The organism is Enterococcus sp. E4-150 (genome assembly GCF_035726465.1).
Lineage (GTDB): Bacteria > Bacillota > Bacilli > Lactobacillales > Enterococcaceae > Enterococcus_B > Enterococcus_B faecium.
In genome coordinates, this window is the sequence record NZ_JAPRGK010000014.1 from 1 (window position 1) to 19,989 (window position 19,989).

Annotated in this window: 24 protein-coding genes and 1 pseudogene; 1 reads left to right on the forward strand and 24 read right to left on the reverse strand. The window is 37.4% G+C overall.

From position 1 onward, the window contains the following. Positions 1 to 151 (forward strand): annotated as a pseudogene (locus OZ002_RS10855) (IS6 family transposase); the annotation flags it as partial. A 94-nt stretch (positions 152 to 245) separates the two neighbouring features. Here OZ002_RS10855 and OZ002_RS10860 read toward each other — a convergent pair. The 24 genes from OZ002_RS10860 to OZ002_RS10975 form a co-directional block, all read right to left on the reverse strand. Continuing rightward, entirely contained in the window at positions 246 to 446 is a 201-nt protein-coding gene (locus tag OZ002_RS10860; RefSeq protein ID WP_002325534.1) for a hypothetical protein, read from the reverse strand. Between the two features lie 164 nt (positions 447 to 610). Continuing rightward, complete coding sequence (locus tag OZ002_RS10865; protein ID WP_002325535.1) at positions 611 to 1,318, reverse strand: hypothetical protein; 708 nt, start codon at positions 1,316 to 1,318, stop codon at positions 611 to 613. After that, positions 1,311 to 1,748: a hypothetical protein gene (locus tag OZ002_RS10870; protein WP_002332295.1), complete on the reverse strand. Its 438-nt coding sequence runs from the start codon at positions 1,746 to 1,748 to the stop codon at positions 1,311 to 1,313. Before OZ002_RS10870 ends, OZ002_RS10865 begins: the two co-directional genes overlap by 8 nt. A 15-nt stretch (positions 1,749 to 1,763) precedes the next feature. Further along, on the reverse strand, positions 1,764 to 2,015 hold the full coding sequence (locus tag OZ002_RS10875; RefSeq protein WP_002320549.1) for a hypothetical protein: 252 nt from the start codon (positions 2,013 to 2,015) through the stop codon (positions 1,764 to 1,766). Continuing rightward, on the reverse strand, positions 2,015 to 2,221 hold the full coding sequence (locus OZ002_RS10880; RefSeq protein WP_002325537.1) for a hypothetical protein: 207 nt from the start codon (positions 2,219 to 2,221) through the stop codon (positions 2,015 to 2,017). Before OZ002_RS10880 ends, OZ002_RS10875 begins: the two co-directional genes overlap by 1 nt. A gap of 444 nt (positions 2,222 to 2,665) precedes the next feature. Then, a complete protein-coding gene (locus OZ002_RS10885) occupies positions 2,666 to 2,926 on the reverse strand; it encodes a hypothetical protein (protein WP_002325538.1) in 261 nt (86 codons plus the stop codon). 365 nt (positions 2,927 to 3,291) lie between these two features. Beyond that, positions 3,292 to 3,777 (reverse strand): single-stranded DNA-binding protein, encoded by a 486-nt coding sequence (gene ssb, locus OZ002_RS10890; protein WP_002325539.1) that lies wholly within the window; start codon positions 3,775 to 3,777, stop codon positions 3,292 to 3,294. 2 nt (positions 3,778 to 3,779) lie between these two features. Beyond that, positions 3,780 to 4,679 carry a nucleotidyl transferase AbiEii/AbiGii toxin family protein gene (locus tag OZ002_RS10895; protein ID WP_002325540.1) on the reverse strand — a complete coding sequence of 300 codons (900 nt, stop codon included), beginning with the start codon at positions 4,677 to 4,679 and terminating at the stop codon, positions 3,780 to 3,782. Between the two features lie 12 nt (positions 4,680 to 4,691). Further along, positions 4,692 to 5,288 (reverse strand): type IV toxin-antitoxin system AbiEi family antitoxin domain-containing protein, encoded by a 597-nt coding sequence (locus tag OZ002_RS10900; protein ID WP_002293530.1) that lies wholly within the window; start codon positions 5,286 to 5,288, stop codon positions 4,692 to 4,694. 80 nt (positions 5,289 to 5,368) lie between these two features. Then, positions 5,369 to 5,518, reverse strand: a complete 150-nt coding sequence (locus OZ002_RS10905) for a hypothetical protein (protein WP_002295632.1) — start codon at positions 5,516 to 5,518, stop codon at positions 5,369 to 5,371. Between the two features lie 15 nt (positions 5,519 to 5,533). Then, a complete protein-coding gene (locus tag OZ002_RS10910; RefSeq protein ID WP_325083323.1) occupies positions 5,534 to 7,432 on the reverse strand; it encodes a type IA DNA topoisomerase in 1,899 nt (632 codons plus the stop codon). A gap of 10 nt (positions 7,433 to 7,442) precedes the next feature. Further along, positions 7,443 to 8,903 carry a toprim domain-containing protein gene (locus OZ002_RS10915; RefSeq protein WP_002341359.1) on the reverse strand — a complete coding sequence of 487 codons (1,461 nt, stop codon included), beginning with the start codon at positions 8,901 to 8,903 and terminating at the stop codon, positions 7,443 to 7,445. A gap of 60 nt (positions 8,904 to 8,963) precedes the next feature. After that, on the reverse strand, positions 8,964 to 11,336 hold the full coding sequence (locus OZ002_RS10920) for an ArdC-like ssDNA-binding domain-containing protein (RefSeq protein WP_010728569.1): 2,373 nt from the start codon (positions 11,334 to 11,336) through the stop codon (positions 8,964 to 8,966). Between the two features lie 12 nt (positions 11,337 to 11,348). Next, positions 11,349 to 11,543 carry a hypothetical protein gene (locus OZ002_RS10925; protein WP_002295639.1) on the reverse strand — a complete coding sequence of 65 codons (195 nt, stop codon included), beginning with the start codon at positions 11,541 to 11,543 and terminating at the stop codon, positions 11,349 to 11,351. A gap of 139 nt (positions 11,544 to 11,682) precedes the next feature. Continuing rightward, the gene (locus tag OZ002_RS10930; RefSeq protein ID WP_002295640.1) at positions 11,683 to 12,018 is read right to left on the reverse strand and encodes a hypothetical protein; all 336 of its coding nucleotides are present in this window, start codon (positions 12,016 to 12,018) and stop codon (positions 11,683 to 11,685) included. Between the two features lie 11 nt (positions 12,019 to 12,029). After that, entirely contained in the window at positions 12,030 to 13,622 is a 1,593-nt protein-coding gene (gene mobP2, locus OZ002_RS10935; RefSeq protein WP_033586138.1) for a MobP2 family relaxase, read from the reverse strand. Positions 13,623 to 13,640: 18 nt separating this feature from the next. Further along, the gene (locus OZ002_RS10940) at positions 13,641 to 14,063 is read right to left on the reverse strand and encodes a hypothetical protein (protein ID WP_002295642.1); all 423 of its coding nucleotides are present in this window, start codon (positions 14,061 to 14,063) and stop codon (positions 13,641 to 13,643) included. 1 nt (position 14,064) lies between these two features. Beyond that, positions 14,065 to 14,361, reverse strand: coding sequence for a hypothetical protein (locus OZ002_RS10945; RefSeq protein ID WP_002293513.1), 297 nt, complete (start codon positions 14,359 to 14,361; stop codon positions 14,065 to 14,067). 353 nt (positions 14,362 to 14,714) lie between these two features. Further along, entirely contained in the window at positions 14,715 to 14,858 is a 144-nt protein-coding gene (locus tag OZ002_RS10950) for a hypothetical protein (protein ID WP_002293512.1), read from the reverse strand. Between the two features lie 17 nt (positions 14,859 to 14,875). Beyond that, the gene (locus tag OZ002_RS10955; protein ID WP_002295643.1) at positions 14,876 to 15,106 is read right to left on the reverse strand and encodes a hypothetical protein; all 231 of its coding nucleotides are present in this window, start codon (positions 15,104 to 15,106) and stop codon (positions 14,876 to 14,878) included. Positions 15,107 to 15,128: 22 nt separating this feature from the next. Then, complete coding sequence (locus OZ002_RS10960; RefSeq protein ID WP_002295645.1) at positions 15,129 to 15,935, reverse strand: hypothetical protein; 807 nt, start codon at positions 15,933 to 15,935, stop codon at positions 15,129 to 15,131. 10 nt (positions 15,936 to 15,945) lie between these two features. After that, a complete protein-coding gene (locus tag OZ002_RS10965) occupies positions 15,946 to 16,590 on the reverse strand; it encodes a hypothetical protein (RefSeq protein WP_325083306.1) in 645 nt (214 codons plus the stop codon). A gap of 15 nt (positions 16,591 to 16,605) precedes the next feature. Then, positions 16,606 to 17,811 carry a glucosaminidase domain-containing protein gene (locus tag OZ002_RS10970; RefSeq protein ID WP_010728565.1) on the reverse strand — a complete coding sequence of 402 codons (1,206 nt, stop codon included), beginning with the start codon at positions 17,809 to 17,811 and terminating at the stop codon, positions 16,606 to 16,608. After that, positions 17,811 to 19,835 carry a VirB4 family type IV secretion system protein gene (locus tag OZ002_RS10975; protein ID WP_002307536.1) on the reverse strand — a complete coding sequence of 675 codons (2,025 nt, stop codon included), beginning with the start codon at positions 19,833 to 19,835 and terminating at the stop codon, positions 17,811 to 17,813. Before OZ002_RS10975 ends, OZ002_RS10970 begins: the two co-directional genes overlap by 1 nt. Between the last annotated feature and the right edge of the window lie 154 nt (positions 19,836 to 19,989).

Consider the following 19,989-nt stretch of genomic DNA (forward strand, 5'->3'; position numbering starts at 1 on the left):
TAAATTCTATCGAAGTTTACGCACTGCCTCTACCACGATTAAAGGCATGGAAGCCATCCGAGGATTATATAAGAAAACCCGAAAAGAAGGCACTCTCTTCGGGTTTTCGGTCTGTACTGAAATCAAGATATTATTGGGAATCCCAGCTTAAATCATAGATACCGTAAGGGATTTTATTCTTTATTTAAAACTTTGCAACAGAACCGTTTATTTCCTATTGCAATCGACATTGGTACTCTCTCCTTTCATCGAAATAACCCTATGAAAAATATAGCTGCAATCATCTTGAATAGTAGACTCACAAGGGCTAACACAAAGCGCCAAAAGATCAAACAAAATATCAGTATTCCTAAGAATACTACGAAGTTTAAATGTACAGCTGCACTATGACGCATAAGTATCTCGCCAATACACAGTACGAACAACAGAGGAATGATTTTATTCATATGGATCTCCTTCTTTCTCTTAGGTTATCGGGCTTTGCCCGCTTATTTCGCACCACCTAAGCGGCGGGGGCGGTTGGAGCGATTGGTGCGAAATAAGAACCATTCCCTTAATTTCAAGGTTTTTTGTTCTTATTTCACACATTCTCACTTTTCGGTATAAATGGTTATTGACCTTTTTTCCTTTCAAATCGTTGATATGGCATTCGTTTACGGTCAAGTTCATTTTGGATTTCTTCTGTATCGTCGTAAGTGTAGGTGTCTAAAAAATCAGTTAAAGTCGTGTACCAGTCGTCGCCTGGATTATCTACTTCTTCTACATATTCCCTCAAAAATGCTTCGGGTACAGCGAGTTCATAATCCATTCCCATTAACACGATAGATTCCGTCCCACACGTCAAAAATCTAGTAAATACAAGATAATAATCGTCTACCGTTGCATCTTTGCTGTTTAGCTCTTCCATTTCTTCTTCCATTAATTCCATGCTCTCAAAAATTGAATAATATTCTGATTCTGAGTAATAGTGTTTCCTACAAATCGTGTAGCTGACAAAGTTTTCGACCAGCTCACTCCTTTCTAGGTACACATTCATGATGTATTTTTCTGTTTCTAGTCGTAGAAGCTCTGTTCCTTTTTTTACCGTTTCAGGACGACGTTTATACACGTCTAAATGATTATGGCTGACTGTGACCTTCGTTTGACTCGTTTCGCTTTCCATATACAACTGTTCTTCCACTCTTTGAATAAAGTACTTCATTTCTTCCATACAACTAAAGTCTTTTTGAATCCGTCTGACTACTTCATTCAAATGTTCTTTGTTTGTTAAAAAGTGAGAAACATCTTCCATTGTTAGTTGATAAGCCACATTACTCATTTTCATTTTCCTCCTTTTTCATGATGTAACATGCGCCATACTTGTTGACATTTTCAAAGTAGTCCAACCATTCACTTGAAACAGTCTTGGCTTTTTTCGTTTCGACAAATTTCGCATACGTTAGTTCTAAAGCTTGATATTCAGAATGTTTAATAGTGCTTGGTTTGACACCTACTTCCAAGCATAGTAAGGCTTGGAAAAACCATTTTCCATTTTGTTTTTTCAGTTCTTCCAATGTTCGATAGTACGTCGCAATGAGATTCATTTCGACACCTGATTCAATCATTTCTTCCACTGCGACTGACAATTTTTCCTTGTAATGTTTTTTAGGTACACGTGTTTCATGGTATAGGAACGTCATATCCTCCATTTTTTGTGCCATTTTATCCAAAGGTAATTTGACAAATTCGTCATAGTAATTTTGAGCCATATTTTTTTCTCCTTTTTAGTTCTCTAATTTGGTTAACCAATATTCGTTTTCATAAGTTTCCAAGTTTTCTTGATAATGCAGTTCATATCCTGCAATCTTCACTAGGTCTTCAAATAGCATAGTCGGTGCATCCTCTACTAAAGGGGTTTCTATCGTCCAGTACCGCGGAATAAGTAAAGCTTCTGCTACTTTTTCAGAAATGACTTCTTTGTCCACCAAAATTTGAACGACTTCTTTTACAGTCAATAATTTATGTTGTGTTTTCATCAGCGTTTCTTTCCTTTCTCATCAATCAAAATATAATCGCCATAAGACAAGGTGTATTTTTTTCCGCATGTTGGACATTGATACAAACGATAGCTTTTGATACATTTCGCTCTTTGTCCACAATCGCATTCGACAGTATGTGGTGCATGATAGTTTGGGAATAATTCGCTGAAGGGAACACCCCAATAATCAAATTTCTTTCGCATGATTGATTCTGCCTCCTCTTAGGAAAGGGTTTACTTCCTTTCGTTAGTTCTTTCTTTATTGATTTGTTGGCCAGAATGAATCAACGAAAAGCGACAAGGACAAGGGCGCGCAGCGTGCCATTTACCCTTGTCCTTGTCGCTTTTTGGTGATAAAAGGCAACTTGTTGCCGGTCTGGCAAATCAATAAAGAGATAACGAACAGGAACGAACCTTTTGGTGAGAGGAAGTTTTTTCTATTTTGTCTTGCTTTGCAAGACCCTTTATCTTAGTGAACGTGCAACGTTCACTTCCTTTCTTCTCGAACGGCGGTGGCGGTTGGAGTGAGAGAGGTTTTTCAATTGAGAAGGCGCTCGCGCCTTCCTAAAAAGGCCTTTTCATTTTTCTTGTTTCTATGTAAAACAAAAAGAGCTGCAGTCCTACATTAGGATTGCAACTCTTCTTTTTTTATATGCCCATCGATCGTGTAAAATGATCGGGATTTCTAACATACATGCTAGCAATAACTAGCTGATTTCGTTTATTGAAGTGACCTGTGACGGCAATATTGTATTTTCCATCATCCATAACTAGCAATTTATCGATAATTTCAATATCTGCAACTACACAATTAATCGATTCATGAATCGTTTGTAAAGTAAAGCGAACCAATAACGGTTGCGTTTTTATTACTCGGATTTTATCAAGCAAACCAACATATTTGTTCATCACAATCACCTCGCTAAAATTATAGCAAAAATCCAATCATTTGGATATTTCAATTATGCTATAATAGTCTTGCTGTCTGCTACCCCGGCCTAATCTGGCAAGGGGAGGAGGTTATAGGTTTGAAAATTCTTTTTGATTTTGTTTTTGCAATCATGGCAGAAGTAGCCGCGCACTATATCTGCAAATGGCTTGATTGTAAATTTGCCAAGAAAGACAGTAAGCCTACCCGTTAATTCTTATAATAGAAACGTAAAAGAAAACCACTAGCCCGCCAGCTAGTGGTTTTTGGTTATAGATTGAAAATTCTTTTTGTTGACTAAATTATAACATAAACCGTAGCAAATGCAACCAATAGAAAATGCTACTTAAAACGGTAGATCATCATCGCTAATATCGATTGATTGTCCACCAAATGGATTCTGTGAAGCGTTCAATCCATTGTTGTTAGGCGTCGCTGTATCCCGTTGTTCAAAAGTGGTGGTGCTTGGACTCGTGGACGATTGATCAGCGTGCGCACGGCTCTCTGTCGCTGCTTTGCTTTCTAATAGTTGGAAGTTATCAGCTACAACTTCTGTCACATACACACGTTGTCCTTGCTGGTTGTCATAAGTCCGTGTTTGAATCCGTCCGACAACGCCGATCAAGCTGCCTTTTTTAGCTAATGTCGCCATCGTTTCTGCTGGTTTGCGCCAAATCACGCAATTGATAAAATCAGCTTCTCGATTGCCGTTTTGATTCGTGAAATTACGATTAACTGCTAGGGTAAAAGTAGCCACTGCTGTGCCACTTGCGGTATAACGTAAATCTGGATCTTTGGTTAACCGTCCTACTAAAGTTACATTATTGATCATTTTTATCTCTCCATTTCTCTGTTCATCTGTTGGTGTCTTTGATAAGCTATTTTTCGCTCTTTTTCTTCGACGTGAATCACTTTTTCCATCAAATTACTAATCGAATCCATTGTCTCTTCGTACGTGATCGACGCAGCATAAGGATTGCTTTTTTGATATTTCTTCCAGGTATCTTTTAGCTCATGACTATTTTTCAGTACATCCATATCCTTTTCGTAATAAATCTTTAACGGATCAGTTTTTCCTCGACGTGTAAATGTATTTCTCACACTATCTTTCAAGGTCTTCTCATCGATCTTTTCCATTTTAGGAATAGTATAGAGATCATAAAAATCTTTTCCTCTCGAATTATCTGTTAAAAAATCAAAGGTTGCACTTAATTTTTCGGCAATAATTTGTTCTGTAGGATAAGATTCCAAAGGAATCGTTCGATCTTCAAACATCAATTTATGACTGTGAGTGATCGTTGCAGGATAGATCGAATCACCTGTAGTCACATCTACCTTAAAATCTGGCCGCATATTTTCCAAATGTGCCAGCACACGTAAGCTAAATCCTGGATAGTAATCGGCTTCTCTCGTTTCTTTCATTCCTTGAATCTCAAATTGAATGCCTTCTTTCGTCGGCGTTGAAAAAATATCGTTTAGAACCGTTGTTAATGTTTCTTTGGTTACTTTCATTTCCCGTAAAGTCGTATCAATGTCTTTGGTTGTACGATTTTCAATGCCATACTTTGAGCCAATTAAGAAGCCGCCTTTTAACACAAAATTTTCACGATAAGGAGACTCTGAGATTTTTTCCAAGAATTTTTCCATCATAAAATGTCTTAAAACAAGCTGCGGATCAACTTCTTTTTCTCTAGAAATATTCTTCACTTTTGCTTTTAATTGCGTAGGTGTCATGTGTCTTCTCCTTTAATTTAAAGCCATAATATAAGAGCGCATCGTTTTATCTGTAGGCAAAATTCGTCGATACTCATTCAATTTTCTAAGATTTTTTCTGTCCGACTCCATGTAGTTTTTGATTGCTTTTACTTTGATTTCATCCTCAACGTTATACCAGGGATTCCAAATGTCACACAAGGTTCTTTCTGGATCATAAGCTATAACAGGATTCCCATAGCGACTCTTTATTTCGATCTTGCCTAATTCATACCATTCCGCTTTTGAATAGTGTAACTCAACCGCGAATTCCTTCAACCCCTTTTCAGAAACGTGATAACCGTAAGGTACGGTTAGATCGATCTGTCTAGGGATCATATCCGTTAAATCATATAAATCCAACGCGGTGATATGCGAAATAATGCCGCGTTCATATTTTTTTTGCGCCATAAACAATTCATCAGGAAATTGACCAGGTAAGGTGAAAAAGCCTGGATACTCTCGATCCAGCTCCCCTCGATCTACCATACGTTTGATCGTAACAGGAGAAATGCCCGCTTTTTTAGCATCCTTCAAAGCCAAAGTTCCATTAAATTCTTCTAGTAGCTTATATACCATTGCTTTTGTCATTTTCTCCCTCCTTTGTATACGTATAAACTTATAAATATAGTATAACATAAGTTTATACGTATACAATAATCAGGAAGATTTTATCGATCTAATTCGATTTCTTTTTGAATCCGTTGCTGGTTCTTTAATTGCTGCAGTCTTCGTTTGCTGGCACGCATTTTTTCCTGTTCTGAACGAATTTTGGCTTTTTGATTTTCGATTTCTTGTTGTTTGTGTGTTGTATTACGCATAAGATTAACCCTCCATTATTTTGTAGTGCGTCGTGTTCTTTTCTTGAAGTTCGTTTTTTTCTTTTCAGAAAATTCAAAGCCTGTAGTGAAGTCTTCTTTTAAAACAATCGTTGCTTCAAACGAACCCTTCTGACCTTTTAACCCTTTCACTGGTTGGCTTGTTCGGCTGTTTTGAATAATCTCCTTCAGCTGTGTCGCTGTGAGTTTCTTTTTGGCAATCGTTGTCCATAATTTAAAATCACAGACTTCAGACGTACATGCTGCCACCTTTTGATAAAGTATGACTTCTTGTTCCTGGCATTTTGGACAAATTCCTAAATGACGCGCGGCTTCTTGCTTTTCACTGGCTGCTTTCACTTCTTGTAACGTCGATCCAAAATCAGTGGATTGGATTTGCCCTGGTACGACTTCCAATAAGTGAGAGACAAATTTTTGGATATTAGCTAGAAAAGTGGTTTGTGTTCCTTTTCGTTCTCCAATCTTTAATAAGTAGCTTTCCCATTTGGCGGTCATTTCGGCGCTCGTAAGCAGCGGATCTTCTTCCTTCTCTTTTCCGTCGCTCTCTTTTCCAAATAACTTCTTCCAACCTAGATCTACCGGCACTTTTCCGATTGCTTTTAACTGAAGCTGCTGAACTTGCGTCAAGATCGTTGTTTCTTCATAGGTATATTTTTCCGCAAACATGGCCACCGTTGTTTTTAACACTTGTTCATAAATGGCCTGCTGCAGTGGACTTAATTGTTCAAAAGCCGCTGCCGTCATGACCGTTTTTGTAGGAATGATCGCGTAATGTTCCTGGACTTTCTTATTATTCACATATCGACTATTCGGTGTATGAATAGGAGTAGGAATGGCTTCGGCCTTTAAAAAGTGTTTGTATTCGTCTAAGTGATCCAACAGATACGCATATTCCCCTTCTGTAATATAAGGGGTATCTGTTCGTGGGTAGCTTAGATATTTCCCTTCATACAACCCTTGCATGGATTCCAAAGTATCTTTGGCACTAGCTTTCATGAGCTGATTCATTTTAGACTGAAGGCTGGATAGAGAAAAAAGACGTGGACTTGCCGCACTTTTTTTCTCGGTTTCAACTTGGTGGATCGTACCTGGCTGTTTTCCCAATTGAACCCCCTTTTCTTTTAAATAATCTTCAAATGCTTCTTGCGTCGCTTGGGTTTCATTCGGATCAAGCTTCGCATCAAATGCGCCATTTTGAGCGATTACTTGGGCTTTTCCTTCAAAATAAGGCTCTTTTTGGAAGTTTCTAATCTTTTCCTGCAGCTGATAAATCATGTAAAGCGTTGGGGTTTGGACTCTGCCTAAGGAAAAACTTCCTGGTATGCCTTTTTGCTGCAAGAGTAAACTATACAGTGGGCTGCCGTTCATGCCGATCAACCAATCAGCGATCTGGCGTGCTTGTGCTTCTTCAAATTTGGGATAGGTCTCTTCTGCGTCTCGTAATTGCTGGAATCCCTGATAAATGGCTTCTTTTTCTAAGGAGTTGATCCAAAGTCTTTTAAATATCTTTCCATGATCGGCGCCTGCTTGTTGAATGATCGTCCAAGCTATCAGTTCCCCTTCACGATCGCTATCTGTCGCAATAATAATGGTGTCGGCCGATTGAAGTTGCTGTTTCACCACCTTGAATTGCTTTTTCTTATCTTTAGGAACATGATAGTGATAATGTGTAGGGAAAATAGGCAAATGCCCTAATGACCATTGTTTCCAATTTTCATCGTACATATCGGGCGAATCTAACTCGACTAAATGACCAAAACCATACGTGATCACAGTTTCACCAGGAAACAATCTATCTTGGATTTCAAAATACCCGTCTTTTCGGGTGGCTTTAGAGAAGCTATCGGCATAAGCTTTCGCTTGTGACGGCTTTTCTGCTAAAATAACGGTTTTCATCATGACGATTTCACTCCCTTTCTTGTTGTTTGCCTTGTTGAAACAACATCGCACGTTTTTGCTTTCTGATCTCTTGTTGGTGGATTTCATGCTTCAATTGATCATTCCAATCCTTTTTTACTTCAGGAACAAATTCATGTTCATGATTTTTATAGCCTTTGTAGTATTGTTCTGCTTTATAAGAGAAAAGAATCTGAGCATTAATATCCCCTTTTTCTTGATAAAAACGATCAAAATCGTACGTACCATCCACGCGTTCACAACCTTTTAATTCTTTTGCGACTTCTCTACAAATATCTTTCAAATTAATAGCTTCTATTGAATCGTTAACAGAAAGCTGCTGACCAAAAGACGTATTTACTTTGTGAGCGGAAACCAGCTGGTTTGTTAATTGCAGATTGTTCTCTGTCTTGTGTATGGCCATAATAGCTTCTGGTGTGACCTTTTCTTCTTTTGCGACTTCTTCATAAATGATTTTGTATTCTTTTGGCACTTGCCAATCATTAGCGATTCCTCGTTCACAACGTACTTTCTGATTCGTAAATGGATCGACTGCGCCCATTAATTGTTCTTTTTCGTAGAAAATATGTCCTGCACGGTCATTATCCACACAAATCTCGATGGATTGAGGAAAGGCTTGTTTCTTTCTCAATTCAGATACTGCCTCACCAAAATAATGACTGATCACATGGTGTTTTAACCCTTCCATAGAGACTAACCACGTATCGTTTAACTGATCACGATTCAGTGCAGCATAGCTAAGTAAATCAATACTACTCTCAAAAAATTTTAACTGCTTAGGGTCACCGATCTTTAGGTTAAAGCCATGATTCGCTGTCGAATTTTTATCTATATGCTTATATGTGCCTCTCTCACCAAAACGTTCATAATCAATGAACGTTCCTTGATAACTCGCCCCTACTGTCTCTTTTGTCTGTGGATCTTTCCATAAAAAGGCAACCGCATGATCTAAACGATCGTCTCGAACTAAGAAATTTTGTCGTTCATGTTTTGGCTTTAGTTCGGCAATCAACCCTTCTTTTTCTGCATAATCAATCAGCCACTCTGGTAGTTTTCGTCCTTCCTTCAGATAATTCCTTCCTTTTTCTGTGAGTGGTTGATAATCAACGGGGTGATCTTTGTACTTTTCTGTCTCAAAATGAAGATTTTCCACTCGTTCTGTTTTGTCTTCATTCTTTAGAATAAAATCAGTGGCTGCTTTAAATTGTTGCTTAGGGTCTTGGATCTCTTTGTCTATGAAAAAAAGTTTAGCTAATTCAATAATGTCGCCACTAATATTTTGACTATTCCAATAAAAACGTTGTTTTCTTCGATCAAAAACAAAAGAATCATGGTCTTCTAAGCGATAGTCTCGTCCTTTATTGACTACAGCCATTCCATTGTTTCGAGCAAAATCCACTATATCGATCTGTTTACATCGATCAATAAGACTCATTTTTTTCTCTGTCATTTTCAAACCTCCCAAAAGAAAAAAGACTATCCGTTTTTCAGATAGTCTTTTTTACTTGTTTTATACGCGTTCTTTTTGTGACAATTGTTGTTCATAATAGATTTCATTTTTTCGTTTGGCCACTTCTGACACTGTTTCAAGTGAAAATCGGAATGGATTTCCTAGCGCAAATTCTTCTGAAGGTAACGCCGTTTGAATCTCTTTTCCATAACTTTTTCCTTTTAAAATCACTTGATTATGCTGCGGATCTTCAATAAACGCCGCATCCTTCAAATGTAACGTTCGGCCCGTGTCTTCTTCCAGGACTTTCCCGTCTTTCTTGTCGATCCAAAGTGAGCCAACGGGCACAATATTCTTTTGTTCTGCTGTTTCTACAACATTTTTCTCATCCTGCTTCACTTCTGCTGGCTGGATCTCTGGTTCTCTTTCTCTGTATTGATTGATTTCATTAGAAATGGTTTGAATGAATTCATTTGCGACACGACTGACATCATTCATGATTTTCCCACGTTCCGCAGCTTCCTTATCATCCAACGTCTGACCATTCTTCGTCCATGTCGCAATATAAGGAATAGCTTTCTCCGAGGTGTCCATCCCAAAATGCTTGCACACAATATAGGAGGTCATTTCTGCCTGTAGTTCTTTTGTTGCAGTATCTAATTCTGAAAATTTGTGCATTCTAGCATGGGCTAATTCGTGAATACTTGTGGCTAAATGCTGCGTAGGAGTATTTCGAGTATTCATGACGATTTCTTCTTCGCCAGTAAATTCGTTACGAACGTACGCCCCACGTGCTTGTCCTAATTCTCTTTGATAGACTTCACTTTCTGTCATATCTCGAATTTGAATTCCAATATTTTTGGCTACCGCTTGAATCCCAACTTGAAGTTCTGTATGCCCTGTTTGATCCAATTGAAAATCAAAGACGCGGTTCGGGAAGATTTTCGGATAGTCTTCAGGCTTCAATTGTGTTTGTGTGATATCAAACACTTTTTCAATCGTGTAGTAAGGTTTTTTGATCACTTCGATTTGACCACTTTCGATTCGTTTTTTATCTTCTGGTGTAGCCTCTGTTTCTCGAACAAAGCCACGTCCTTTCTCATAAAATCCTTTGACCGTTTTTCTGACAAAGATCTTGTTCCCTTGTTCCCCTTTTTTGATATAGATTCCTTCTTTTTTCAACGCGGCACGACCTAAACAAGCCGTTGCGCCTGGAAATTGTTCCTCGATCAATAATTGATTTCTAAAGGATCGTTCTGGAAAACGAGACATAAAATTCAAAAGTTCTTTGACGTCTTCAGGTGAATGAGTATGCTTTTTCACCGCATCAAGCGCCTGTTGGGAAAGTGATTTGACTTCTTGCTTAATCTCTTCTGCCGTTCGTTTTTGATAACCCTTTTGTTTTGTTTTTGTCTCTTTAATCTCATTTTGTACTTTTGAAATAGGTTCATTTTTGACTGTTTGTTTTTGTTCCTTCTCAGGTACTTGTTCGCACAATCTAGCTAACTCTAAATAGATGGGGTGATTACTATTGACGCCATCCCCTAGATCCATTCGTATCTGATCTACTACTTCTCCATTCTTCACTTCTTCAAAATAGAATTTATAATAGCCTGCTTCTGCGGCGAATTGGTTATCCAGTGTTTTGAGTTGATCGATCAATTCTAGTGTTACGATCTCCCCACCATAACTTTTCAACCCTTTTTCTGGATCATTTTCGTTGAATTCTACTCGATAAAAATGATCGTTTTCTTTCTCCTTCAAAGAATCAGTTGGTACAGCCTCTTCAAGTAATTCACGAACAGCTGCTTTTTCCTCTTCCGACGTGGCTTGGTATTTTTTAGATTCCTCAAATTCCCCGTTTTCATTCAGTTCTAAAGCGACTTTTCGATAGCCTTTCAGAAAATAAATGGTCGGATTTTTTTTCCATTGCGTCACTCGTCCGCTGTCAATGATTGCTTGTACTTCAGGAAGAAGGTTTTCTTTTCCTTTTTCCGATCTTTCTTTCAGCTGTTCTAATGTTTCCAATTTCCGTTGGTATTTTCGGATCGTAGCGGCTGAAAAAGTCGATTCACCTTTTTCAAAGCGTTCGATTTCTTCTTTGATTCTTGGAATATTCTCGATCGTCATATCCAGTCCGCCGTACTTGTTATAGCCCATTTCCTTTATCTCTTCTTGTCTTTCAAGTTTTTCTACTTGTTTTTCTTGTTGCTTGATCTCTTCTCTCAGACTATGCACTTTATTTTCGATTCGCTCTTGTTGCCTAAACCAAGAATGCCCATTTCTCTTATCGTTCATTGGTTGACCGTTGGTCTTTCTCTGGTGTTCAAACATCTTTTCAATTTGTTCGTTTAATTCATTTTGCAATCGTACTAATTTTCTTTTGGATTTTCCCAAACGACTATTGTCTAGTGGTTCTTTTTCTTCTGCCATGTCCGTTTCCTCCTAAACAAATGGATAATCTTCTGTCGCATCGACGAACGTCTTCGTAGTCAGATTTAACGTTAAAATATCGCCACTTTGATAAGCTTTTGCCGCTTTGTCTGTGACGACAAAAGATCTGCCTGTTTGAATTTCTGTCACAAAAACGAGATTGTCTCTGCTTTTTTCAACAACAACTCCAATAGTTGAATAAGCCATTTCTTCTTCCTCCTTTCTTTTGATATAATGTAGTCGGAAATCGCACCACTCAATAAATTGGCGGAAAACAATTCATTGAAAAAAAGAGTCCTGGACAATCACGTTCAGGACTCTTTTACTTCTTTTATTCACTTAACAACTAACACTCTGTGAGTGAAATGGACTCTTCAATGCTTTTACATGGAAAGTTATTGATTCCCTCTTCATTCATTTCCCAAGTAGTATAATAAGGTGCTAACTTGCCCTCATATTCTTGAATGATAAAATATTTTTCACCATTCACATGATTACAACAATACACACCAGTAGCTGGGTACTCAACGACTAAAAATTGATTTGGATCAAACTGTTCGTTTCTCAACATTTCTCTTATCTGGAACAAATGCTCTTTTTCCAAACAATCGGGAAGTTGTTCGATTCGTTCTTTTTTTAGTGATCCTTCTATGACTTTCCATTGATTCAAATATCGTTTCATTTCTCTTCCTCCTACTGTCTTTCTTGTTCCATTTGAATTCTTCGTTGTTGCTCTTCGTATGCTTTACTTGCGTGGTATTTTTCTTCATGGGCATTAATCGTTCGATTTAATTGACGTAAACTCCGCTGTGTGACAACTCTTTGTTGGAATTGTTTCCTGCGCTTCATGAATTCTTCGTAACTATATTTGTATTCATTCGTTGGCAATTGTTTAAGCGTTCGAAAGGATCGTTCATTGTAAATAGATTGCATCTGATCAACACTTTCTATTAATGGTTTTATTTGACTATCCTGTCTCTTCAGCTCTGTTAGGATGGCATTTCCTGTGTGCTTTTTTAAATCAAAGAGAGCATTTTTCTCTGCATCCTTTGATTCTCTCTTGCTTTCCCCATAAAGACTTTCTGCTTCTTCTTTCAATGCTTTTGAAATCTGTATATATTCTTGATATTCAGGTTCTTTTGTTAACACATATTGGGTTAACTCGTCGAGTTTCTCTCTTGTGTATGGTGAAAGTTTAGTTCGATTTTCATCCCCATAATTCCATTCCGAACGTTTTTCAGGTAAGGTTCTATATACTTCATTTAATAAGTTCATTGCGTGTCGATCATAACGTACTGGCTCTTTTACCACTTTTGTTAAGCTGTTACGCAAATCACTTTTTCGTGTCAATAAATTTCGTTTCTCCATACCAATCATTCGATCCTTTTCATAAGAAAAACGTTCTAACTCATGTACATAATTGGTCTTCATTGCGTCTAATGTTGCTTGTCTTCTCTTACCTTTCGGTACGATATAACTCACACCATTTTCAACCTCAGTGTAAGGTTTACGCGTATTTTCTTTTTCAACAACTGCAAAATGAATATGGATATGTTTAGTATTGCGGTGAATCGTTGCCATCCAGTAGCCTGTTTCATTCAGTTGCTCTTTCTCGAATAATGTCTCCATCATTTTTCTTCCAGCTGCTTTTAATCCTTCTTCATCTAAAGTATCTGTTTTGGGATCGTACAATCCTATTTTTTCAAGATACGAATTATCATGAGAGACAACATCTTGATAAATGATTGAGCCTTTTTGTTGTCCTCTTTGGAAGATTTGCTTAATCTCCTTCAGATCACTTCCTTTCACTTCGTCTGAAGCCATAGAAAAAACTCCAGGAAGGTTTCCTGAAGCTTTTTTGTGTGGCTCTGTTTGATATTTTTTTATTGCTTGGTTCAAGCGTTGGTATTCTTTTTGTTCACTTTGCGTCAGTTCTTTCTTTTGTTCTAACGCATAGTGACGGGTCATATAAGAAAGATATTTGGTAAAATCTTGTTCCTCTAACTTGTCAAAGTTGATTCCATTTCCCATCAAAGATTGAGCTTCATTCGACGTTTCGCTGAATTCTTTATCCGTCTTACTCTCCGAAAAAGTTTCTCCTTCAGGAATATAAAAATCCTCTAAAGCATTCTTGATTCGTTGCAGTTCCTGTTCTTCTTCAGGCGTACGTCGTTCCATTTCTTCCAGCGCTTTTTCTCTTGTCATATAATCAATGTATGTTGAAAAAGATTTTTTATTGGGCAAGGTAAATTGACAAGTGAGAATGACTGCAGGCGATTTATTCATCATGTTCCCCTTCTACTTTTATCTTTTTAGAATCTTCGTTGGATCAAATGGATCTACTCTGGCATAAACAGATTCATTCACAGGTTTCTTCAACTGAGGGGAATATTTTTTGGTTTGATTAGATTTAATTTTTCCTTCCACACGTTCTTTTGCTTCTTGGTAAACCGTTGAATTTGTACCAATTAGTATTCCTGTATCTTTCAAATGAAGATCTGCAAACTCTGAAACCATTTCGGTTAAAATAGAAATTTCTTTACTCATTCCATTCAACTTTGCTTGATTGGAATTTACTTTTTTCTCCATTTCTGGATCATAATTCATACATAGAAACCGAACGGCTTCACTATAGTTTTTAACTTCTGCATGAGTAGAAATAATCTCATCCAACACATCGATATGTGTTTGGTGAAAGTAAATGTGTTTGTCTATAACCTTTGCCATATCAAAGTTCACTTCCTCTATTTTGCTCGATCAAGATTTCTAAAATACGATTGTTTTGGCTAACATATTCTTCTAATATCTTTGTGTTATAGCTTTGAATTTCTGAAAACTTTTCTAATAACTGATCAAACTTTTCTTTTTTATATTCCATCAAAGGACGATCAAAATCATTTTCTATTAGTAATTTTAAATAATCGTTACGACTCCATTTATTACCCGTACGGTTACTTAGTTCGTCACATCTTCGATCAATTTCTCTTACGATTTTCTCATCCACATTTCTTATTCTTACTTCCATATTAATTCCTCCAATTTAAAAAGGATAGCGAAAAGGAACCTATCCTTTTTGCTATCCTACTACCCTCCTTTTACTATCCTTCACTATCCTTTCACTATCCTATTTTTAAATATTTTGTTCCCACATTTATTTTTGAGAAACGTAATAGGCACAGCCTATTGGAACACTTTTTTTAAAAAGTGTTCCCACGTTTCCTTATGCTCTTTAAAAATTAAGGTTATTTGTGTATTTAGACAATAAAAAATCCTTCTAACTTTGTCGATTAGAAGGAAATATTTTGTCATATGAAAAATGAATTTAAGAAAAAGTGTATGCTATAATTGATACGCTGTCTTCCTGTTTGGTTGAAATCTTCAGCCAGAAAGGAGGAGTGTTAAATGTTTTATGTGCTTGATGTTTGTGTTAGAATCGTGGTTAATGTTTTCTCCCATCTCTTTAACAGCTATACCTAAGGTGATATAGCTGATCCATAAACATTTTTGATATACTTTTTTCACATAAAATCCTCCTGTTTTTATTTTCTTTCAGCCGTAAAATATTTTTTAGCAGCTAAATACAAAGCTTCAAATGATCTGAATTTTAAGGTATCTAAACTCTTTCTACCATTCTTCAACTCAGATATTGTTGTGTTAGATAAATGCACTTCTTGACATATTTCTTTAGCTTTTACAACTTTGAGATAGGCTTTAATCAATACTTTCTGCTCAGCGAAAGTATCTTTGCCGACCAAGTTCGCTCGCTTCATTTCTTTTACTCCACCTATTCTTCTAAATATTTTCTTTTGTCATACGATCAATTTTTTCTTGAAGTTTTTGAATGATCTCTTCTTGATCTTTCATTTGCGTTTTCGATGTTTCAATTTCTTGCTGGTAACTATTAATCTTATTTTCAGTATTTTCCTGATCGTCTGCAACTTGATAAGGCAATTGATCTTTTAGTTTCTTCACTAATTCTTCATTCAAATCAATGGTTGCTTGGAAGGATTCAATTTGTTTTTGTGCTGCTTTTTGTTCTTTCTTGTATCCTTTCACTTTGTAATTGATCGCATGTTGTTCATAATCTTCATCTTTCACTTGATCTTTAACCTTATCTTCGTGAACGTAATAAATCAGATCTTGTGGTTCTTGCATATCCACTTTAGGATCAATTTTTTCAGGAATAATGGTTAAACGCATGGCGATATATTCTTCTGGTACATGTGCTAACTTCACTACAAAATAATCATCAGACACCTTGATCACTTTGGCTTTTATTGCTTGATAATCCCCTTTAGCTGTCTTTACTTCTACGCGATAATTAAGATTAGCCAGTTCTTTTAATGAGCTTTGATCTTCATCGTCGATCGCAAATTCAAAAACTAATTGCTGGTTCGCTCCTTTTTCTTTTGAAACCATCGTCAGTTCCTTCGTGTTTAAAAATGCGTTCGTGCTTACTTCATCTGGTATGTCTACCTTTTTATGTGTGTAAATCGGACTAGCAAGAATCAAAAAGCCGAGAATCATAAAGATTCCCAGCCATCTAAGATAACTTTTCCGTTTTTTGAAACGTTGTCTTGCTCCTTTTTTCTTACTCATTTTCTTCCTCCTAACGAGTGAAATAACTAAAGTCAGTGACTTTCCATTGACCATCTACCTGTTTTTCAGTGACAGTTAATCCACCTTTTATTTTTTGTGGTTTGACATCTTTGAATTGAGGATTTCCAATTGTATAATCAACAAATACCACAAAGTTTTGTTCCTCTTTTACACTGCTTGTTTGAGCATAAGTTTGCACGTCACCTAATGTAAAAGAGTAACTTCCGTAATCATCATGTTGGTGATCATCGTCTGCAGGACTTAATTTGTCGATCACTTCTTGGGTTGCGACATCTTTTAGTTTTTCCGTTAATTCATTTCTGCTTAATGATTTATCAATGGCCAATTGACCGAACTCTTCTGCCGTCTTTCTTTGTGCTTCAGTGACTTCCTCTTTTGCTTTTGTGCCATCTTGTTGCTTCAGCTGATCGATTTCTTGGTTTTTCTCATTGATGGTTTGATTTAACTTGTCGATCTTCGCCTGTGCCTCAGAGGAATTTTTTTTGAGCTTCTCAGACGCGTTTTTAGCCACTTCTTCAATTTTAAAGGTATTTGTCTCTTTTTCTTCTTTCAGCTGCCAAAACAACGCGATATTGCCGATTAAACTAACGCTAATTGCAGCTGTTAAGACGATTTTTAAAGTTTTATTTTCCATATTTTTTCTCCTGATCTATTTTTTGCTGCTATTCAAAAATGGTAATGGATCAATCCATGTACCATCATCTGTGAATGCGTGTCCTTGTGCTTGACGCCAATCCATTCGAGTGAAACCTAAATGCAAGTGTGCTGTATCTCGTATCCCGATTACTTGACCAACTTTCACTTGATCTCCAACCTTCACACGAGAATTTCCTGTACTATTCGCAAATTCTTGATATACCATATTCAAACCGTCGTAATTAATCACGATCACACAAGCACCTAAACCTGAAATACCAGGATTGCCAACGTACACGACTTTTCCTCCATGCACCGCGTGAATTTCACTTCCTGGATGATCAACTGAACCAAAATCTAATCCATCATGGAAGCCATTCGGACGGAATTCACCGCCTGGATTTGTTCCAAATAATTGACCACCGCTGAAGGAACTTTTATCTAAACTGCTGCCAGGGAATGGATTCGTCCATTCACCAGTAATTGTGCCATTATCATTACCACCTTCACCCCAATGTTTCATCGCGAATTCATCATATTCGGTTAATTTATTAGAAGTGATAATTGACATACAACCTGTATAATACGGACTATCTTCAGTAATTCCTGCAGCGGCATAACCACCTCGTCCTAAGATCAATAAGCTTGCGCCAGGGCTTTTATTTCCTACACATGCATTAAAATTTGATTGTGTGGCTACCATAAATCCGTAATAGGATAATGCAGCTTTTGAGTTGGGAAACTTCATGTACCAGCCACCTTCAATACCACCAATTCCTCGTGCAGTTCCTTTAGGAAACAAACAGCCATCGAACCACGTAATCCCAAAATAGTTGAGATCATTTCTTGCGGACGCCGACGTACCAAACGCTGATTCGTAACCGTATTGCGAAAGGATCACACTTGGTAATAATTTATATTTCACTGCTGCACCTACAGCATATTGCGCAATTTCATCTGAAAATGGGCCTCTCCCTTTGATTTCTTTATAAATCGGTAATCCTTCCGAATATTCTCCTGTAAAAGCTTCGCCACCACTGCTTGAATCTGAATCCGAATTATCAATCGAACCCGCCGCAAGTATTAGAAAAAGGGTCACGAACACAGTGATCAAAATAGTCATCAAACCTGCAGAAGTACCAAACAACCACAAAAATAAGCGTCGCTTTGCACGACGCTTAACATACTGCTTGATTAAACTTTCATTTTGGTTTTCCATTATTTTCCTCCATCAAACAATTTTAATTGACGTTTGTTCGGACTAAAATGAACACGAATGGTTTCTTTTGATCCAAAATTGATCACAGCGTCTCCTTGATTTTGTTGAGGAATGGATTCTAATTCTGAGTTCGTCATTGATTTACCAACTAATCCTTCTATATGACGTAAAATAGATTCATCCATACGCATAAAGATCTTCGTAGAAGAAAATTCAAAAACTTTCTTCAGTTTCGAGAAGTTATCAGAAGACATATTTTCTGGCACCATTTCTTGTGGGGATTGTGTCGCTAAAACAGTCATTGCTTCTACTTTACGCATTTCTCGTTGGAAGTTTGTGACATAATTTACCGTTTCAATGAAATCTGGATTAATCGCATTATGGCACTCATCAATCATCGCCAAGAAGCGTTTGAAATCTTGTTCTTCCATTTGTTTTTCTTTAATTAAACGTCGTTGTCTTCTTCCTTGAATCAATGCCTGATTCCAAATCAACGTCATCGCCATGTACATTTGACATTGTTGCACCCCACGATCCAATCCAGTGATTGAATCAATATCAAAAAAGACCAACTGTTGTTGGTCAAGGTGTCGAATTGTACTATGCCCATCAAAAATCATGCCATACGTCTCACATAAGGATTCTACGATGGATTCCATTTCTTCTTTTCGATTCTTTTTCTCTTGGGAAGCACCTGGTAATTCCAGTTGTCCTAAGAAGTCTAAAAATTCTTTGAATGTCGGATAAGCTTCTGGATCTTTCCCTGTGACTTGCGTATCAGTATTTGAACGCGAGTTTGAGGAAGTAAAGCCGCGTGGTACTGTTCCATACTCTTCATAAAAACGATTTAAGTAGGTCTTAAATTCTGCTTTCATCGTTCCTTTTAGCTGAGGACTCACTAACTGTACCTGATAGACCACTTTGTCTAAGTGTGTTTGATAGGACGCTGCTTCATTGATCTTCAAATCTTTGACTGATCCATCGTCATATAAACTGGATGCTTCATCATACGTCCGTGTGGCAAATATTTCTAAAGGATTGATCATCCCGTCAGATCCGTCTAAGCGCACCATAATACCGTTATATTCCTTTAAGAAAGGAATAAAGTCTTTTCCCTTTTCAAAGCCCCAAATAAAGTCTCCTGCAGCTAAATGGGCTTCCGCGATCATTTTAAGAACGGTCGATTTACCAGCTCCCATCATTCCTAGAAGCAAGGTATTAGTAGACAACCGTACACTATTTTTATACGTCGCATTCCAGACAAATGGGCCGCCTGTCATGGTTTCCCCATATTGTGTACCTCCTGGATCTTTTAGCGTTTGGTGGTGGAACGGGAAACCTCCGCCAATGTTTAACGATGGTAATGATTGCCCTTTGATATTTCCGAACCATTCAGCTTGTTCATCGAACATGGTAAACATCGATTGCCAATCTCGTTTGGTTTTATGCAGATAAGTCACCGCACGATAATCCATCCCTTTGAGATTTTCGATCAGTTCCTGCGCTCGTTCATCCACTTCTTGAATCGTGTTTCCGTAAACATGTACTCTCACTTTGACTTGTTTAGAAATTTCCCCATTAGAAGTCAATTTTCGGGCATATTCCGCTAGTTCCAGGTATTCTTCCGCGCTTTTATTTCGGTCAGTCGCTTTTCGTTCATTATCTGATCGATCATTTAATTCATCTAATGCGCGATTGATTTGATCAATCACTTTTTGCTTTTCATCTGTGCTAACATCGAGTGTGGCCACTGTATGAGGATTGTTCATGAGATTGGCCAACCAAAAAAGAGTAGGATTTTTTGTGTAGTGATAAACTGTCACACACCGTGAATAACCATTTCCATAGGTCACATACTCTTCATCGAAATTTAATCCACCTTGTGGCATCACTTGTTTTAAAAAATCTAAATCATACCCTTTGGATTTTAAAATTTCTATTTCCCGATTTCCTAGTTGTTTTAATGGATCAAGTACTTTTTGATCATTTTGTGGTGAAAAAGCTGTTTTAATCGCTTCTAACATGTACAGTCACCTCTTCTTGTTTGATTCTTTACTTGGTTAAAAGATTGCCCTTTTCCCAACTTACCCAGGCTTAAAGTGTGAGGAAATTTTCTAGTGATCTCTTCCTTCGGAACATCTTTTTCTAACCATATCAACAGATATTTCATTCTCTCTT

Excerpts from the sequence above, each read along its gene's own strand:
- OZ002_RS10860 (WP_002325534.1), bottom strand. The coding sequence starts at position 446 with ATGAATAAAATCATTCCTCTGTTGTTCGTACTGTGTATTGGCGAGATA.
- OZ002_RS10865 (WP_002325535.1), bottom strand. The coding sequence starts at position 1,318 with ATGAGTAATGTGGCTTATCAACTAACAATGGAAGATGTTTCTCACTTT.
- OZ002_RS10870 (WP_002332295.1), bottom strand. The coding sequence starts at position 1,748 with ATGGCTCAAAATTACTATGACGAATTTGTCAAATTACCTTTGGATAAA.
- OZ002_RS10875 (WP_002320549.1), bottom strand. The coding sequence starts at position 2,015 with ATGAAAACACAACATAAATTATTGACTGTAAAAGAAGTCGTTCAAATT.
- OZ002_RS10880 (WP_002325537.1), bottom strand. The coding sequence starts at position 2,221 with ATGCGAAAGAAATTTGATTATTGGGGTGTTCCCTTCAGCGAATTATTC.
- OZ002_RS10885 (WP_002325538.1), bottom strand. The coding sequence starts at position 2,926 with ATGAACAAATATGTTGGTTTGCTTGATAAAATCCGAGTAATAAAAACG.
- ssb (WP_002325539.1), bottom strand. The coding sequence starts at position 3,777 with ATGATCAATAATGTAACTTTAGTAGGACGGTTAACCAAAGATCCAGAT.
- OZ002_RS10895 (WP_002325540.1), bottom strand. The coding sequence starts at position 4,679 with ATGACACCTACGCAATTAAAAGCAAAAGTGAAGAATATTTCTAGAGAA.
- OZ002_RS10900 (WP_002293530.1), bottom strand. The coding sequence starts at position 5,288 with ATGACAAAAGCAATGGTATATAAGCTACTAGAAGAATTTAATGGAACT.
- OZ002_RS10905 (WP_002295632.1), bottom strand. The coding sequence starts at position 5,518 with ATGCGTAATACAACACACAAACAACAAGAAATCGAAAATCAAAAAGCC.
- OZ002_RS10910 (WP_325083323.1), bottom strand. The coding sequence starts at position 7,432 with ATGAAAACCGTTATTTTAGCAGAAAAGCCGTCACAAGCGAAAGCTTAT.
- OZ002_RS10915 (WP_002341359.1), bottom strand. The coding sequence starts at position 8,903 with ATGACAGAGAAAAAAATGAGTCTTATTGATCGATGTAAACAGATCGAT.
- OZ002_RS10920 (WP_010728569.1), bottom strand. The coding sequence starts at position 11,336 with ATGGCAGAAGAAAAAGAACCACTAGACAATAGTCGTTTGGGAAAATCC.
- OZ002_RS10925 (WP_002295639.1), bottom strand. The coding sequence starts at position 11,543 with ATGGCTTATTCAACTATTGGAGTTGTTGTTGAAAAAAGCAGAGACAAT.
- OZ002_RS10930 (WP_002295640.1), bottom strand. The coding sequence starts at position 12,018 with ATGAAACGATATTTGAATCAATGGAAAGTCATAGAAGGATCACTAAAA.
- mobP2 (WP_033586138.1), bottom strand. The coding sequence starts at position 13,622 with ATGAATAAATCGCCTGCAGTCATTCTCACTTGTCAATTTACCTTGCCC.
- OZ002_RS10940 (WP_002295642.1), bottom strand. The coding sequence starts at position 14,063 with ATGGCAAAGGTTATAGACAAACACATTTACTTTCACCAAACACATATC.
- OZ002_RS10945 (WP_002293513.1), bottom strand. The coding sequence starts at position 14,361 with ATGGAAGTAAGAATAAGAAATGTGGATGAGAAAATCGTAAGAGAAATT.
- OZ002_RS10955 (WP_002295643.1), bottom strand. The coding sequence starts at position 15,106 with ATGAAGCGAGCGAACTTGGTCGGCAAAGATACTTTCGCTGAGCAGAAA.
- OZ002_RS10960 (WP_002295645.1), bottom strand. The coding sequence starts at position 15,935 with ATGAGTAAGAAAAAAGGAGCAAGACAACGTTTCAAAAAACGGAAAAGT.
- OZ002_RS10965 (WP_325083306.1), bottom strand. The coding sequence starts at position 16,590 with ATGGAAAATAAAACTTTAAAAATCGTCTTAACAGCTGCAATTAGCGTT.
- OZ002_RS10970 (WP_010728565.1), bottom strand. The coding sequence starts at position 17,811 with ATGGAAAACCAAAATGAAAGTTTAATCAAGCAGTATGTTAAGCGTCGT.
- OZ002_RS10975 (WP_002307536.1), bottom strand. The coding sequence starts at position 19,835 with ATGTTAGAAGCGATTAAAACAGCTTTTTCACCACAAAATGATCAAAAA.